Source organism: Geodermatophilus pulveris (assembly GCF_900188375.1).
Classification (GTDB): domain Bacteria; phylum Actinomycetota; class Actinomycetes; order Mycobacteriales; family Geodermatophilaceae; genus Geodermatophilus; species Geodermatophilus pulveris.
Genome location: NZ_FZOO01000001.1, coordinates 239,751 through 254,840, shown reverse-complemented (window position 1 = coordinate 254,840; position 15,090 = coordinate 239,751). Strand labels below are relative to the sequence as shown.

Genomic DNA, 15,090 nt, shown 5'->3' with positions numbered 1-15,090 from the left:
CGTGTCGCTCCCCGAGCGCCATGACCACGGAGGAGGCGCCCCTCAGGAGGCCGTGACGCGGTCGAGCACCAGCGGCAGCGGGACGTCGCCGGTGTCGACGCCGACCGCGCCCGCCAGGGCCTCCAGCGCCCGCGGGATGCGCGCCGGCTCGTCGGTGTGCAGCTCCAGCAGGGGCTGCCCCTCGGTCACCCGCTCCCCCACGGTCGCCGTCCAGGTGACGCCGGCCGCGGCCGACACCGGGTCCTCCTTGCGGGCCCGGCCGGCCCCCAGCCGCCAGGCGGCGACGCCGAGGGCGTAGGCGTCCAGCCGGGTCAGCGTGCCGGTGGCGGGGGCGGTCACCACGTGCCGCTCGGCCGGCTGCGGCAGCGGGGCGTCGGGGTCCCCGCCCTGCGCGGCGACCATGCGCCGCCACACGTCCATGGCCCGCCCGTCGGCCAGGGCCGCGGCCGGGTCGACGTCGTCGCGCCCGGCGCCGGCCAGCATCTCCCGGGCCAGCGCAAGGGTCAGCTCGACGAGGTCGGCCGGGCCGCCGCCGGCGAGCACCTCCACCGACTCGGCCACCTCGACGGCGTTGCCCGCGGCGCGGCCCAGCGGCCGGTCCATCGCGGTCACCAGCGCCACCGTGCGCACCCCGGCCGCCTCGCCCAGGCCGACCATCGTGCGGGCCAGCTCGACCGACGAGGCGACGTCCTTCATGAACGCCCCGGAGCCGGTCTTCACGTCCAGCACGAGGGCGTCGGCGCCCTCGGCGATCTTCTTGCTCATGATGGAGCTGGCGATCAGCGGGATGGACTCGACGGTGCCGGTGACGTCGCGCAGCGCGTACAACTTCTTGTCCGCCGGCGCGAGGTCCGCGCCCGCGGCGCAGATGACCGCGCCCACCTCGCGCAGCTGGGCCAGGTAGGCCTCCTCGTGCACGTCGGCCCGCCACCCCGGGATGGCCTCGAGCTTGTCCAGCGTGCCCCCGGTGTGGCCCAGCCCGCGGCCGGACAGCTGCGGCACCGCCACCCCGCACGCGGCGACCAGCGGGGCGAGCGGCAGGGTGGTCTTGTCGCCGACCCCGCCGGTGGAGTGCTTGTCGGCAGTCGGGCGGCCCAGCCCGGAGAGGTCCTTGCGCTCGCCGGAGTCGATCATCGCCTGGGTCCAGACGGCCAGCTCGCCGGGCGTCATGCCGCGGAAGAACACCGCCATGAGCAGCGCGCTGACCTGCTCGTCGGGCACCTCGCCGCGGGTGTAGGCGTCGATGACCCAGCGGATCTGCTCCGCGCTGAGCTGCCCGCCGTCCCGCTTGGTGCGGATGACGTCGATCGCGTCCGGGGTCACCGCGTGGCCGCCCTCTCCAGGTCGTCGGGGCCGAAGGCGTCCGGCAGCACCTCGCGCATCGGCACGATCCCCAGCGAGACCGTCTCGATGAGCATGTCCGGGCCGCCGTGCTCCCACAGCAGCTGCCGGCAGCGGCCGCACGGCATCAGCGGCCGCCCGTCCCCGTCGACACAGGACACCGCGACCAGCCGCCCGCCGCCGGTGCGGACGAGGTCGCTGACCAGCCCGCACTCCGCGCACAGGGCCAGCCCGTAGGAGGCGTTCTCCACGTTGCAGCCGGTGACCACCCGGCCGTCGTCGACCAGCCCGGCCGCGCCCACGGGGAACCGCGAGTACGGCACGTAGGCGCGCGTCATGGCCTCGCGGGCGGCACCGCGCAGCGCCGCCCACTCGACGTCCACTAGTGCTCTCCCCGCCGGTAGACCAGGCCGTCGGCCTTGGGCGGGCGCAGCCGCTGGGAGGCCAGCGACAGCACCAGCAGCGTGGTGAGGTGCGGGGTGAAGAAGACGATGCCCTCGGGCAGCCGCTCGACGGTGAGGAAGCCGACCAGCGCGACCACCGCGAAGGCGCCGGCGAGGACGGCCTGCACCACCTTGCGGCGGCGCGCCTGGTAGGCGGCCACCCCGGCGAGCAGCACGGCGACGAGCAGCAGCAGCGCGACGACCGCGGTCTGGCTGCGCAGCTGGAGGGCGTCGGCGAAGCCGAACAGGCCCGCCCCGGCCGCCAGCCCGCCGGGCCGCCAGTTGCCGAAGATCAGCGCGGCCAGGCCGATGAACCCGCGGCCGCCGGTCTGTCCCTCGCGGTAGATGCCGGCGACGAAGACGAGGAAGACGCCGCCGAGGCCGGCCAGGGCCCCGGACACGATGACCGCCAGGTACTTCAGCCGGTAGACCGGCACGCCCAGGGAGTCCGCCGCGGCGGGGTTCTCCCCGCAGGCGCGCAGCCGCAGGCCGAACGCGGTGCGCCACAGCAGCAGGTAGGACACCGGCACGAGCAGCACGGCCGCCAGGGTCAGCAGGCCCACGCCGCTGGTCAGCCCGCGCAGCAGCCCGGCCAGGTCGCTGACGAGGAACCAGCCCTGGCGCTCCAGGTCGCCGAGCAGGTCCGGCCCCGAGGACAACACGGGCAGGGAGAACGACGGCGGTTCGCTGGACAGCGACGGCGACTGGGTCGGGCCGCCGCCGCTGCCCTCGGTGAACAGCAGCTCGGACAGGAAGCGGACGACGCCCTCGGCGAGGATGTTGATCGCCACGCCGGAGACCACGTGGTCCACGCCGAAGGTGACCGTGGCGACGGCGTGCAGCAGGCCGCCGGCCGCGCCGAAGGCCAGCCCGCCGACGACCGCGCCGGCCCAGCCCCACTGGTAGCCGGCCCAGCCGGCGCCCCAGGTGCCGAGGATCATCATCCCCTCGAGGCCGATGTTGACCACGCCCGCGCGCTCGGCCCACAGCCCGCCCAGGGCGGCCAGGCCGATCGGGACGGCGAGCAGCAGGGCCGCCGACAGGGTCGAGGAGGAGGTGAGCTCCTGCTCGCCGGAGACCACCCGGACCAGCGAGAACAGCAGCCACAGGCCGGCGAGCAGCCACATGACCCGCCGGGCCCGGCCGCCGCCGGTGAGCAGGTCGGTCAGCGGGCCGCGGCTGGGCTGGCCGCTGCGGGTGGGTGCCTGGGTGCTCATCGCCGCACGTCCTCGGAGGTGCCGGGGACCCCGGCGCGGGCCCGCTGCCCGCCGTCGGGAGCGGTGGGCGGGGGCGCGCCGTCCGCGCCCGGGTCGGGGCCGGGACCGGCGGTGGCGCCGGCCCGCTCGGCGGAGCGCAGCGCCAGCCGGCGGGCGATCTCGTTGGCGACGACGACGGCGAGCACGATGGTGCCCTGGATGATCGTGACCACCGAGGCCGGGATGTCGGCGAACTGCAGCGGCAGCGCCGCCCGGTCGAGGAAGGCGAACAGCAGCGCGGCCATCGCGATGCCGAGCGGGGAGCTGCGGCCCAGCAGCGCGACGGCGATGCCGAGGAAGCCCAGCCCCGCGGTGAACTCGGTGCCGTAGTCGTACTGGGTGCCCAGCAGGTCCGGCAGGCCGATCAGCCCGGCGATGGCCCCGGAGATGAGCATCGTCTTGACCACCATGCCCCGGGCGTCGACGCCGCTGGCCGTGGCCGCCGACGGCGACAGGCCGGTGGCGCGCAGGTCGAAGCCGAAGCGGGTGCGCTGCAGCAGCACGGCGACGACGACGCCGACCACCACGGCGACCGGCAGGAAGCCGTGCAGGGCGCTGCGCGGCTCGGCGAGGCCCAGCGCGGTGAGCACCCCGTTGAGGCTGGGCACCCGGCCGGACTCGGGGATCTCGCTGGTGGTGATGATCGAGGCGCCCGGCGGGCTGCCGCGCAGCGGGCCGGTGAGCAGGAAGGACGCCAGGCCCAGCGCGATGAAGTTGAGCATGATCGAGCTGATGACCTCGCTGACGCCGCGGGTCACCTTGAGCACGCCGACGATGCCGGCCCACAGCGCGCCGATCGCCATCGCGACGACGACGATGAGCAGCACGTGCAGCGGGCCGGGCAGCGCGACGGCGGCGCCGACCGCGGCGGCCAGGATGGTCGCCAGGCGGTACTGGCCCTCCACGCCGATGTTGAACAGGCCCATCCGGAACGCGACGGCCACGGCCAGCCCGGCCAGGAACAGCGGCACCGCCCGGTTGAGGATGACCACGATCGACTGCACCTGCTGCGACGGGCTGTCGCCCAGGTCGGTCATGACGCCGAACGCGCGGGCCGGGTCCTCGCCGATGAGGGCGATGACCACCGCGGAGATGACCAGCGCGACGACGACGGCGAGCACCGGGCCGAACAGCGACAGCGCCACCCGGCGCAGGCCGCTCACGCCGCGCCCGCGGTGCGCGCGCCGGTCATGTGCCCGCCGAGCTCCTCGGGGGTGACCTGGCCGGGGTCGAGGGTGGCCACCAGCCGCCCGCGCAGCATGACGTGCAGCGTGTCGGACAGGCCGATCAGCTCGTCGAGGTCGGCGGAGACGAGCACGATGCCCAGCCCCTCGGCGCGGGCGTCCTTGAGCAGCTCCCAGATCACCGCCTGGGCGCCGACGTCGACCCCCCGGGTCGGGTGGGCGGCCACCAGCAGCCGGGGGCCGGCGCTCATCTCGCGGCCGACGATCAGCTTCTGCTGGTTGCCGCCGGACAGCGCGACGGCGAGGGTGTCCGGCCCCGGGGCGCGGACGTCGTACTCGCGCATGATGCGGGCGGTGTCGGCCCGGGCGCCGCGACGGTCGATGAACGGGCCCCGGACCGCCGGCGGGCGGGTCTGGTGGCCCAGGATGCGGTTCTCCCACAGCGGGGCGTCGAGCAGCATGCCCTGGCGGTGCCGGTCCTCGGGGATGAAGCCGACGCCGGCCTCCCGCCGAACCCGGGTGCTCCAGGCGGTGACGTCCTGCCCGCCGAGGAGCACGGAGCCCGCGGCCAGCGGGCGCAGCCCCATGACGGCGTCGACGAGCTCGGCCTGGCCGTTGCCCTCGACGCCGGCGATGCCGACGACCTCGCCCTCGCGCACGGTGAGCGTGACGTCGTCCACGACCGGGCGGGCCCCGGCGTCGCGCACCGTCACGCCCACCAGCTGCAGCACCGGCGTCTCGCGCACCGTGGACTCGCGAGTCTCCGGGGTGGGGAGCTCGGCGCCGACCATCAGCTCGGCCAGCTGGCGGGCCGTCGTCGTCCGGGGGTCGGCGGTGCCGACGGTGGTGCCGCGGCGGATGACGGTGATCGCGTCGGCGACCCGGCGCACCTCGTCGAGCTTGTGGGAGATGAACACGACCGTCAGCCCCTCCCGCTTGAGCTCGGCGAGGTTGGCGAACAGCTCGTCGACCTCCTGCGGCACGAGGACGGCGGTCGGCTCGTCGAGGATCAGGATGCGGGCGTCGCGGTAGAGCACCTTGGCGATCTCGACGCGCTGTCGGTCGCCGACCCCGAGGTCCTCCACGAGGGCGTCCGGCTGCAGGCCCAGGGAGTAGCGGTCGGAGATGTCGGTGATCCGGCGGCGGGCCTCGGCGAGGTCCAGCCGGCCGCCGCGGGTGGGCTCGCTGCCCAGGACGACGTTCTCCAGGACGGTGAAGTTGTCGGCCAGCATGAAGTGCTGGTGCACCATGCCGATCCCGGCGGCGATCGCGTCGGCCGGGCTGCGGAACACCACCTCGCGGCCGTCGACGAGGATCTGACCCTCGTCGGGACGGTGCTCGCCGTAGAGGGTCTTCATGAGCGTCGACTTGCCGGCGCCGTTCTCGCCCACGACGGCGTGCACCTCGCCGCGGCGCACCCGCAGCTCGATGTCGCGGTTCGCCACGACGCCCGGGAACCGCTTGGTGATCCCGCGCAGCTCGACGGCGAGCGGGGCCTCGCCCGCCACCGGCGCGTCGTGTGCTGGCGGGTCTGCTGGGGCCATTGCCGGCACCTCCTCGGCTCGTGGACCCGCCGGTGGGCGGGAGGTCACTGGTGGGACGGCGGCGGGCGGGGTCGTCCGCCGCCGTCGTCCGCGGCCCCCGGGGGCCGTGGGTATGGTGCCGCACCCGCGGCGCGCCGAGGGAGGCCGGGGCGGGCCTGGGAGCAGCGCGGGCCCGGGCGGTGAGCGCCCGGGCCCGCGTCGCGGGGTGGATCGTGCGGGGTGCCCCCGCACGGGTCACTCGATCGTCGTCGGGACCGTGATGGTGCCGTCGGTGATCTGCTGCTTGTACTCGTCGATCTCGCCCTGGATGTCGTCGATGAACCCGCCGCTGGTGGCCAGGTCGATGCCCTCGGTGGACAGGTCGTTGAGGACATCGGTGGCGCCCTCGACGTTGCCCTCGGCGTAGTCGTTGATGAACTGCTCCACCGCGTTGTCGACCCGCTTGAGCATCGACGTCATGATCACCGCCTGCAGCGCCGGGTCGTCGACCGTCAGGTACTGGTCGGAGTCGACGCCGATCGCCCGGTTGCCGGAGGCCGCGGCGGCCTGGAAGACGCCGATGCCCGAGCCGCCTGCGGCGTGGTAGACGATGTCGGCGCCGGCGTCGTACATGCCCTGGGCCACGATCTGGCCGCGGGCCGGGTCGCTGAAGCCGGAGAAGTCACCGGCCGGCGAGATGTACTGCCGGTCGACGCGGATCTGCGGGTCCACGGCCTGCGCACCGGCGACGTAGCCGGCCTCGAACTTCTGGATCAGCGGGCTCTCCACGCCGCCGACGAAGCCGATGTGGGCGGCCTCGCTCTTCAGGGCGGCCGCGACGCCGGCGAGGAAGGAGCCCTCCTCCTCGGCGAAGATCAGGCCGGTGACGTTCTCGCCCTTGGCGCCGTCGGCGTTGGAGCCGTCGACCTGGGCGAAGGTCGTGTCGGGGAACTGCGGGGCGACCTCGGCGATGACCTCGTCGTAGTTGAAGCCGACGGCGATGACCGGGTCGAAGCCCTGCTCGGCCAGGCTGGCCAGGCCCTCGCCGCGGTTCGAGGCGTCCTCGTTGGGGCTGAACTCCTGCAGCTCGCCGCCGAGCGCGTCGACCGCCGCGGCGGCGCCGGTGTAGGCGGAGTCGTTGAACGACCGGTCGCCGCGGCCACCGGTGTCGTAGGCCAGACCCACGCGCAGCTCCTCGGCCGCCGGCGCGCCCCCGCCGCCGCCGGCATCGGTGGTCTCGTCGCTGGCACAGGCGGCCAGCACCATGCTGCCCGCGATCAGCAGCGAGGCGGCCCTCATCTTCCGACGCACAACGGTCTCCTCTCTGGGGACGGGCCGCACCCGGGAGGCGGCCCGCCCGGTGGGTCCGGGTCGTGCGTGACTGCCGGCGGAGCCGGTCCCCACAGCACGCGACCAGCGCACGCTAGCCGCGCGCGGCGGGCGGGCGGCACCCGCACGAGAGACCGAGACGGGATCGTTGCCTGCGCCGCCGGGCGGCCGACCCGCCGTCCCACCTGCGGGTCAACGGCGTGCGGCCGCCGTCCGGCCGTCGGCCGGGGGCACGGCAGGGTCCGCGCCCTCGGCCACCACGCGGGCGTCGCCCTGCACGCCGGGCAGGGTCGCGGTCCACGCGGCGGTGAAGAAGGCGAACCTGCAGACGACGTTGAGCCAGATGAGGATGCCGACCGCGCCGCCGAACGCCGACGCGGTCACGCTGCCGGAGATCAGCGACAGGTAGAGGCTGCCGATCAGCTTGAGCACCTCGAAGCCGGCCGCGCCGAAGAGCGCGCCGGGCAGCAGCCGGCGCACCGGGTGGGCGGTCGAGGGCACCACCGTGAGCAGCCACAGGAAGACGACGACGTCGGTGGCCAGCGCCAGCGCGATGCCGACGACCGCGGTGAGCAGCGGCAGGCCGGGCGCCTGGGCCAGCCCGGACAGCTCCAGCAGCCACCCGGTCGCCTGGGTCACCAGGCCGGTGAACCCGAGGCTGAGCAGCCCGAGGAGGCCGAGGGCGACCAGGGCGAGCAGGTCCTGCAGGTTGTCCCGCAGGAACTCCGGCTCGTCGACGCGCCCCTTCCAGATCCGCTCCATGCCCACGCGCAGCTTGTCCATGGCGCGCAGCCCGGCGTAGAGGAAGCCGACCACGCCGATGAGCCCGGTGAGCCCCGCCGAGCCGACCGCACCGCCGAGCTCGTCGGTGATCTGCCGCCCGGCGGAGCCGGGGAAGCTCTCTCGGATGGCCGCGTAGAGCTCCTGCTGCAGCAGCTCGTTGCCGGCCAGCACCAGCCCGATGACCGAGGCGACCAGCAGCAGCACCGGCACCAGGCCGAGGAAGACGAAGTAGGTGACGCCGGCGGCCATGAGGTCGCCCTGGGTGCGCCGGTAGCGGCCGCCGGCGCGGGCCAGGTGGTCGAACCACGGGAGGCGCCGGCGCAGCTGGGTCACCCGGTCCTGCCACCGGCCGGGCAGCCCGGTGACCCGGGACCACCGGCCGCCGGGCGGCGGGTCCCCGGCGGGCGCGGGAGCCGACCGCCGGGCCCGGGTGGCGCTCACCCGGCCGAGTCTGCGGGCAGCCGGCGCCGGCCGCGCCCCCGGGGCGGTCAGCCCCGGTGCGGCGGGCCGGTGAGCGGGTACTCGGCGGCGACGGCCCAGGAGCCGTCGGGGGTCTGCTCGAACGCGGTGAAGTGCTGTACCGGGAACTCCGCGGAGAGGTCGGCCAGCCCGCAGTAGGCGAGGTCCAGCATGTCCTGCGGGACGTCGTGGGCCACGGTGACGTGCGGGTGGTACGGGTAGGCCAACGAGCGGGTCAGCGGGCCGCTGCGGACGTCGTTGGCGATCAGCTCGCAGTTGCCGATGCCGCGGGCCACGGCGACGAACACCACCGCCGACACCGGCGCGAAGGTGCCCGTCCCGGACAGGTGCATGTCGAACGGCGGGTGCGCGCGGGCGACCTCGGCCAGGTGGGCGCTGATGGCCGGCCGGTCGACCACGGGCACCTCGGTCGGCGGCAGCAGCGTGACGTGCGGCGGCACCGAGCCGTCCTGCGGGTCGCCGACCTTGGCCCGCCAGTCGACGAACAGCTGCGACCACGGCTCCGGGATGGGGACGACGACCCCCAGCACCGTGGTGCCGGTGACCGGCCGCGGCCGGACCGGCTCGAAGGAGAAGGTGTCCTCGTTCACGCCGGTGCCCCCGCCGGTGGCAGGAAGCCGACCGCCTCGTGGACGTCGGCGACCGTGCGCGCGGCGACCTCCCGGGCGCGGGCGGCGCCGCGGGCCAGGGTGCGCTGCAGCTCGGCGGGGTCGTCGAGCAGCTCCTGGGTGCGCTGCCGGACCGGCGTGACGAAGTCGGCGACCACCTCCACCAGCTCCTTCTTCAGGTCGCCGTAGCCGCGGCCGGCGAAGTGCTCCTCGAGCTCGGCGACCCCGCGCCCGGACAGCGCGCTGTGGATGGTCAGCAGGTTGGTCACCCCCGGCTTGCCCTCCGGGTCGGCGACGACCTCGCGGCCGGTGTCGGTGACCGCCGAGCGGATCTTCTTGCCCGTCGCCCTCGGGTCGTCCAGCAGGTCGATGCAGCCGGCCGGCGGCAGGCTCTTGCTCATCTTCTTGTCCGGCGACTGCAGGTCGAGGATCTTCGCGGTGCCCTGCACGATGTGCGCCTCGGGCAGGGTGAACGTCTGCCCGAAGCGGTTGTTGAACCGGGTGGCCAGGTCGCGGGTCAGCTCGAGGTGCTGGCGCTGGTCCTCACCGACGGGCACCCGGTCGGCCTGGTAGAGCAGGATGTCGGCGGCCTGCAGCACCGGGTAGGTGAACAGCCCCACCGAGGCGCCGGCGGTGCCCTCCCGCTGGCTCTTGTCCTTGAACTGCGTCATCCGGCTGGCCTCGCCGAACCGGGCGACGCACTCCATCACCCAGGACAGCTGCACGTGCTCGGGGACGTGGCTCTGCACGAACAGCGTGCTGCGCTCCGGGTCGACGCCGAGGGCGAGCAGCTGGGCCGCCGAGACGAGGGTGCGCCGGCGCAGCGCCTCGGGGTCCCAGTCGACGGTGATCGCGTGCAGGTCGACCACGCAGTAGAACGCCTCGTGGTCGCCCTGCAGGGCCACCCACTGCCGCAGCGCACCCAGGTAGTTGCCCAGGTGGAACGAGTCCGCCGTCGGCTGGATGCCGGAGAGCACGCGGGGAGGGGGCACGACGGTCATCAAACCAGCCGGACCTGAGCCTCGGGAGCGCACGCCCGGGACGTCGTCCGCACCGGCGGGGTCAGCCGACCGTCGCGGCCGGCCGCACCCGGTCCAGGGCGTCGAGGAAGACGTCGTCCTCCTCGGGCGTGCCCACGGTGACCCGGATCCCCTCGCCGGCGAAGGGCCGGGTGATGACGGCCCGGGACTCCAGCGCGGCGGCGAGGTCGGCGGCCTGCTCCCCCACCGGCAGCCAGACGAAGTTGGCCTGGCTGTCGGAGACCTCCAGGCCGCGCCCGCGCAGCTCCGCGGCGAGCCGCTCCCGCTCGGCGGTGACCGCCGCGACGCGCCGGCGCACCTCCTCCTCGCTGGCCAGTGCGGCGACGGCGGCGGCCTGGGCGAGGGTGGAGACGCTGAACGGCACGTGCGTCCGGCGCACCGCGTCCGCGACGGCGGGGTCCTCCGCCACCAGGTAGCCGACCCGCAGCCCGGCCAGCCCCCACGCCTTGGAGAAGGTGCGCAGCACGGCCACGTTGGGCCGGCCCCGCATCAGCTCCAGCCCGTCGGGGACGTCGGGGTCGGTGACGAACTCGCGGTAGGCCTCGTCGAGGACGACGAGGGTGTCGGCGGGGACGGCGTCCAGGAAGCGCTCGAGCGGCGCGCGGCGGACCGCCGTCCCGGTGGGGTTGTTCGGGTTGCACACGAAGACCACGCGGGTGTCGTCGTCGACCGCCGCGGCCAGGGCCCCGAGGTCGTGGGTGTCGGCGGAGCCGCCGGGGCGGCCGGGCACCAGGGGCACCTGCACGGCCCGCGCCCCGGCCACCCGGGCCAGCAGCGGGTACATCTCGAAGGACCGCCAGGCGAAGGCCATGGCCGTGCCCGGGTCGGTGAACGACTGGGCGACCTGCTGGCACAGCATGACCGCGCCGCAGCCGGTCACGACCTGCGCGGGGTCGACGCCGTAGCGCCGGGCCAGCGCGCCGGTGAGGACGACGGCGCCGTTGTCGGGGTAGCGGTGGGTCTCCCCCGCCGCGGCGGCGATGGCCTCGACGACGGCCGGCAGCGGCGGGAAGGCCACCTCGTTGCTGGCCAGCTTGACCGCCCGCTCGACGCCGATCTCGCGGGCGAGGTCGGCCGGGTTGCGTCCGGGCCGGTAGGCGGGCAGCGACTGCACCGCCGGTCGTGCGCTGACCACGTCCGTGCCTCCTGACCGCGCCTCCGCGTCGCGCGGGGTGGGGGTCCGCGCGCGGATCTAGGGTGGGCGCATGCGCGTTCTCGTCGCCGGTGGGGCCGGCTACATCGGCAGCGTAGTCACCGCCGCACTGCTGGCGGGCGGCCACGAGGTGACCGTGCTCGACGACCTGTCCACCGGGCACGCCGACGCGGTGCCCGAGGGGGCCCGGCTGGTGCAGGCGTCGCTGCACGACTCGGCCCCCGTGCTGGCCGACGTCCGGCCCGAGGCGGTGCTGCACTTCGCGGCCAAGAGCCTGGTCGGGCAGTCCCAGGTGGAGCCGCAGGCCTACTGGGACACCAACGTGTGCGGGTCGCTGGCGCTGCTGGAGGCCATGCGCGCGGTCGACTGCCGCCGGATCGTGTTCTCCTCGACGGCGGCGACCTACGGCGAGCCCGAGCAGGTGCCCATCCGCGAGGACGCCCCGACCCGGCCGACCAACACCTACGGCGCGACCAAGCTGGCCGTCGACGCGATGCTCACCTCCTACGCGGCGGCGCACGACTTCGCGGCGGTGAGCCTGCGCTACTTCAACGTGGCCGGCGCCGCGCACGGCCTGGGCGAGCGGCACACCACCGAGACCCACCTCATCCCGATCGCCCTGCAGGTCGCCGCCGGGCAGCGGGAGCACCTGACCGTCTACGGCGAGGACTACCCGACGCCGGACGGCACCTGCATCCGCGACTACATCCACGTCGAGGACCTCAGCGACGCCCACCTGCTCGCGCTGACCGCGCCGTCGCCGGGCGAGCACCGCGTCTACAACCTGGGCAACGGCACCGGCTTCTCGGTGCAGCAGGTGGTCGACGCCGTCCGCGAGGTCACCGGGCACCCGGTCCCCGTCGTCGTCGGGGAACGGCGGGCCGGGGACCCCGCGCAGCTGGTCGCCTCCAGCGAGGAGATCCGCGCCGACCTGGGCTGGACGCCGCGGCACACCGACCTGGCCGGCATCGTCCGCGACGCCTGGGACACCGCCCGCACGCGGGCCTGAGGAGGGACCCCGCTGCCCTCGGCCCTCCTGCAGGGTCCCGCCGCGAGCCGGCGAGTGGTGGGGGGCAAGGAGGGTCCTCCCTCAGCTGCCGATCGTCCCGGTCGGCACCTGGGCCGGGTCGATCTCCGGCTCCGGGGCCCGGCTGACCGACATCCGCGCGATCCGGCGCCCGTCGAGCTCCAGGACGGTCACCGTGCGGCCCTCCACGTCGACGGTGTCGCCGACCACGGGCAACCGGCCGAGCTCGGCGAGCACGTAGCCCGCCACGGTCTCGTAGGGCCCCTCGGGGAGCCGCAGGCCGGTCGTCTGCGCGAAGTCGTCGAGGTTGAGCAGCCCGTCGACCTCCTGCGGGCCGTCGGGCCGGGCGTCCCCGCCGTCGGCGACGTCCTCGTCGTACTCGTCGTAGATCTCCCCGATGACCTCCTCGATGAGGTCCTCGAGGGTGACGATGCCGTCGGTGCCGCCGTACTCGTCGGCGACGATCGCCAGGTGGTGGTTCTCCCGCCGCATCTCCGACAGGGCGGTGAGGACGCCGGCGGTGCCCGGCAGCCGCTTGACCTCGCGCACGAGGTCGCCGACGGTCGCCGCGCGGCCGGCCGGGTGGTTGGGCAGGAACAGGTCGCGGACGTGCACGAAGCCCAGGACGTCGTCCTCGTCGCGGCCGACGACCGGGTAGCGGGAGTGGCTGGAGTCCGCGACCTGCTTGGCCGCCCGGCTGGCGGTCATCGACGCCTCGAGGAAGTCGACCTCGGTGCGCGGCGTCATGACCTCGCGGACCTCCCGGTCACCGGCGCGGAACACCTCGCCGATGAGCCGGCGCTCGTCGGAGCTCAGCGACTCGTGCGCGGTGACCAGGTCGCGCAGCTCCTCCTGGCTGATCGACTCGCCACTCGCCCGCGGGTCGCCACCCAGCAGCCGCACCAGCACGTTGGTCGACCGGGACAGCAGCCAGATGACCGGGCGGGACAGGGTGGCGATGGCGTTGAGCGGTGCGGCGACCAGCAGGGAGAAGCCCTCGGCCCGCTGCAGCGCCAGCCGCTTGGGGGTCAGCTCCCCCACGACCAGGGACAGGTAGCTGATCGCGATCGTCACCAGGACGAAGGCCAGCGTGCCGGCGAGGCTTTGCTGCACCCCCAGCCCCACGAGCACGTCGGCCAGCGGCTCGGACAGCGTGCTGGCGCCGAAGGCGGCGGAGAAGAAGCCGGCGAGGGTGACGCCGACCTGGACCGCGGCCAGGAAGCGGTTGGGGTCGCTGAGCAGCCGCTGCACGGCCTTGCCCCGCCGCCCGCCGTTCTCGGCCATCGCCCGCACCTGGGACTCCCGGAGGGAGACCAGGGCGATCTCCGCTCCCGAGAAGGCGCCGCCGATCAGGACGAAGACGACGACCATCACGATGTTGAGCCAGACGTCGCTCACCGGCGGCGTGCTCCTGTCGAAGGGGGTGACGGACGGCGTCCATGCTGCCCGCTCGACCTCGCGAGAGCACCACCCGAGGCGATCACCGCGCGACGGGTGACCTCGGTCACAGCCCACTGCCGATCACGCTGTGCATACGGCTAGTCTTGCCAGAGTAACGAATCGTGATCTAGCACTTGGAGATCAGCTGTGGTGCACCACATGCCGTCGGGCCCGCCGCTCGCCTCCCGCGTCGTCGCGGGCCTGCTCCGGTGGATCCGGCTGCTGCGGCTGACCCGTGTGGTGCCCCTCCTGGGCGTCGCCGGTGCCGTCGCCCTGGTCGCGCTCGGCGTGCCCGCGGTCTCCGGTGCGGTGACCAGCTTCACCGACCCGGTGGCGCTCGAGTCGACCTCCGCCGGCCGGTCCGCCCCCGCCCGGGACACCGAGGAGCCCGACGGCTCGTCGTGGTGGTCGTCCTGGTGGTCGTCCGACCCGTCGTCCTCCTCGCCCCCTCCGCTCGACCGGTCCGCGTCGGATGGCTCCTCGTGGGACGGCGCCTCGCGGGACGGGTCCGCCTGGTCGTCGTCCGGGTCGTCGGGCTCGGCGCCCGCGGGCGGCTCGGTGGCCCAGCCGCTGGTGCGGATGGGCGTGGACGGCGACGCCCCGGCCCCCGCGCCGGTCCCCGAGGCACCGCCGGCCGCGGTGCCCGCCCCGGTGAGCCCGGCCGACCCGCCGGCCGCGGCGCCGGCGCCGGGCGCCACGCCGGCGCCGCGGGCCGGGGCGGCCTCGCGGCCCGCGCCGACCGAGGCGGCCGGGACCCCGCGGGCCTCGCAGCCGGCCCGGGAGGCCCGCGTGCCCGCCGCCCCGACGGAGACCGCGCCCGCCCCCGTCGCAGCGGCCGCGGCGCCCGCCGACCCCTCCGCGGAGACCGCGGTGCTGGTGCTGGTCAACGCGGCGCGCACCGCCGCCGGCTGCGCGCCGGTCGCCGCCGACCCGGCCCTGGCCGCGGTGGCGCGGGCGCACAGCGCCGACATGCGCGACCGCGACTACTTCTCGCACACCAGCCCGGAGGGCCTGTCGCCGTTCGACCGGGCCGAGCGGGCGGGCATCGACTACTCGCGGGCGGAGAACATCGCCTACGGCCAGGCCGACGCGGCCGCGGTGATGAGGGCCTGGCTGGAGAGCCCGGGCCACCGCGCCAACATCCTGGACTGCGACCTGACGAAGCTCGGGGTGGGCGTCGCCGAGGGCCCCGGCGGCCCGTGGTGGACCCAGCTGTTCGGCTCCTGATCCCAGGGCGCGGACGAGGGCGACGAGCTCCTCGGGCCGCCGGAGGTCGGCTGCGGTCACGTGCAGGACGGTCCGACCCGCGGCGACGAGTGCGTCGAGCCGCCACCGGTCACGGCCGAGCTGTCCGGGGTCCCCGTGCCAGGCGCCGTCGTACTCGACCGCCACCCGGTGCTCGGGGAACGCCAGGTCGACCCGGGCCACGAACCGGCCCTCCCGGTCCCGCACGGTGTGCTGCGGGACCGCGACGAGGCACCCG

At 75.2% G+C, this 15,090-nt stretch carries 13 protein-coding genes; 2 read left to right on the top strand and 11 right to left on the bottom strand.

The window, feature by feature from the left end; all coding sequences use genetic code 11:
• Window positions 1-42: 42 nt before the first annotated feature.
• The 10 genes from CHB98_RS01355 to hisC all read right to left on the bottom strand — a co-directional run bounded on the left by CHB98_RS01355 (window position 43) and on the right by hisC (window position 11,122).
• Window positions 43-1,323, bottom strand: a complete 1,281-nt coding sequence (locus CHB98_RS01355) for a thymidine phosphorylase (RefSeq protein ID WP_089303806.1) — start codon at window positions 1,321-1,323, stop codon at window positions 43-45.
• Window positions 1,320-1,724 (bottom strand): cytidine deaminase, encoded by a 405-nt coding sequence (locus CHB98_RS01350; RefSeq protein WP_089303805.1) that lies wholly within the window; start codon window positions 1,722-1,724, stop codon window positions 1,320-1,322. Before CHB98_RS01350 ends, CHB98_RS01355 begins: the two co-directional genes overlap by 4 nt.
• Window positions 1,724-3,001, bottom strand: coding sequence for an ABC transporter permease (locus tag CHB98_RS01345; RefSeq protein ID WP_089303804.1), 1,278 nt, complete (start codon window positions 2,999-3,001; stop codon window positions 1,724-1,726). Before CHB98_RS01345 ends, CHB98_RS01350 begins: the two co-directional genes overlap by 1 nt.
• Complete coding sequence (locus tag CHB98_RS01340) at window positions 2,998-4,203, bottom strand: ABC transporter permease (protein ID WP_089303803.1); 1,206 nt, start codon at window positions 4,201-4,203, stop codon at window positions 2,998-3,000. Before CHB98_RS01340 ends, CHB98_RS01345 begins: the two co-directional genes overlap by 4 nt.
• Entirely contained in the window at window positions 4,200-5,768 is a 1,569-nt protein-coding gene (locus tag CHB98_RS01335) for an ABC transporter ATP-binding protein (protein ID WP_089303802.1), read from the bottom strand. Before CHB98_RS01335 ends, CHB98_RS01340 begins: the two co-directional genes overlap by 4 nt.
• Window positions 5,769-6,002: 234 nt before the next feature.
• Window positions 6,003-7,058 carry a BMP family lipoprotein gene (locus tag CHB98_RS01330; protein ID WP_245820846.1) on the bottom strand — a complete coding sequence of 352 codons (1,056 nt, stop codon included), beginning with the start codon at window positions 7,056-7,058 and terminating at the stop codon, window positions 6,003-6,005.
• Window positions 7,059-7,268: 210 nt separating this feature from the next.
• Window positions 7,269-8,300, bottom strand: coding sequence for a YihY/virulence factor BrkB family protein (locus CHB98_RS01325; RefSeq protein ID WP_089303800.1), 1,032 nt, complete (start codon window positions 8,298-8,300; stop codon window positions 7,269-7,271).
• Between the two features lie 47 nt (window positions 8,301-8,347).
• Window positions 8,348-8,929 carry a 2'-5' RNA ligase family protein gene (locus tag CHB98_RS01320; protein ID WP_089303799.1) on the bottom strand — a complete coding sequence of 194 codons (582 nt, stop codon included), beginning with the start codon at window positions 8,927-8,929 and terminating at the stop codon, window positions 8,348-8,350.
• Window positions 8,926-9,948, bottom strand: coding sequence for a tryptophan--tRNA ligase (gene trpS / locus CHB98_RS01315; protein ID WP_089303798.1), 1,023 nt, complete (start codon window positions 9,946-9,948; stop codon window positions 8,926-8,928). The genes CHB98_RS01320 and trpS overlap by 4 nt, the downstream gene beginning before the upstream one ends.
• A gap of 61 nt (window positions 9,949-10,009) precedes the next feature.
• Window positions 10,010-11,122 (bottom strand): histidinol-phosphate transaminase, encoded by a 1,113-nt coding sequence (gene hisC / locus CHB98_RS01310; RefSeq protein WP_089303797.1) that lies wholly within the window; start codon window positions 11,120-11,122, stop codon window positions 10,010-10,012.
• A gap of 70 nt (window positions 11,123-11,192) precedes the next feature.
• On the opposite strand from hisC, the gene galE reads away from it, so the two are divergent.
• Window positions 11,193-12,149: a UDP-glucose 4-epimerase GalE gene (galE, locus tag CHB98_RS01305; RefSeq protein WP_089303796.1), complete on the top strand. Its 957-nt coding sequence runs from the start codon at window positions 11,193-11,195 to the stop codon at window positions 12,147-12,149.
• Window positions 12,150-12,230: 81 nt separating this feature from the next.
• Here galE and CHB98_RS01300 read toward each other — a convergent pair whose 3' ends face one another.
• Window positions 12,231-13,565, bottom strand: a complete 1,335-nt coding sequence (locus tag CHB98_RS01300) for a hemolysin family protein (RefSeq protein WP_089303795.1) — start codon at window positions 13,563-13,565, stop codon at window positions 12,231-12,233.
• 201 nt (window positions 13,566-13,766) lie between these two features.
• Between CHB98_RS01300 and CHB98_RS22145 the strand changes: the two genes are divergently transcribed.
• Entirely contained in the window at window positions 13,767-14,834 is a 1,068-nt protein-coding gene (locus CHB98_RS22145; RefSeq protein WP_245820845.1) for a CAP domain-containing protein, read from the top strand.
• Window positions 14,835-15,090: the final 256 nt, after the last annotated feature.